General features: G+C 41.1%; 1 protein-coding gene. It reads right to left on the reverse strand.

Annotated elements, in window-relative coordinates; all coding sequences use genetic code 11:
- Nucleotides 1–31: 31 nt before the first annotated feature.
- Nucleotides 32–580, reverse strand: a complete 549-nt coding sequence (locus HMPREF0027_RS11230; protein ID WP_005625466.1) for a hypothetical protein — start codon at nucleotides 578–580, stop codon at nucleotides 32–34.
- Nucleotides 581–705 lie beyond the last annotated feature (125 nt).

Raw genomic sequence — 705 nt, forward strand, 5'->3', positions numbered from 1 at the left:
AGGGCTATTAAGACGTGATAACCCCATTTGTTTAGTGATTCGCTAGTTGCCATTGCTCAATCTCCTGTTCGCAAGCGGTCAATTCTTCGTTGTTTTTTGCAAGCTCGATTTGGGTTTCGATGGCTTGTTTTTTACCTATAATGCCACCCATCACCGCCGAAAAGGTATCAGCTTTTTCGATAATCTTTTCAACCAATACCGCAAGGCTTGGGATTTCAGGGCGACTTTCAACAATTTGGCTCAACATCGGTGTTTTCGCTTGATTATTGACTTTCCATTCTCTTGCCTCACGCTCTTGTCGGTAAAAACTGTCGATTTCTGCTTGTGAGTAGCCTACGAGAATTTGGGCTTTAAATCGGTCTGCCTTGTCAGTTAATTGGTGTAATAAATAGCTTTTTGCCTCTGCTAATTGTGCTAAATAAACCACTTTGGGCAATACCCATTCATTATTTTGCCATTCGTGGTCAGCTGTCGGTGGGGAAATTGTCGTAAAGTCGGGGCTAAGTTCACCTTCTTCTGTCCACATCAACATCGTTTTATCTGATTTTTTAAAAACATACTGCCCTTGATAATTTGTCATATTTATAACCCTTTGATTTTAGTAATAACAAAATAGGACTCACTGTTTACGCTTAAATCCGCTGGGGCATTTTCGGTGAGCGTGATAGTGATGTGATAGCCCGATGTCACCGCAATGCGTTTATA

Origin of the sequence: Actinobacillus ureae ATCC 25976 (genome assembly GCF_000188255.1) — a bacterium.
Taxonomy (GTDB): Bacteria; Pseudomonadota; Gammaproteobacteria; order Enterobacterales; family Pasteurellaceae; genus Actinobacillus; species Actinobacillus ureae.

Excerpts from the sequence above, each read along its gene's own strand:
- HMPREF0027_RS11230 (WP_005625466.1), bottom strand. The coding sequence starts at position 580 with ATGACAAATTATCAAGGGCAGTATGTTTTTAAAAAATCAGATAAAACG.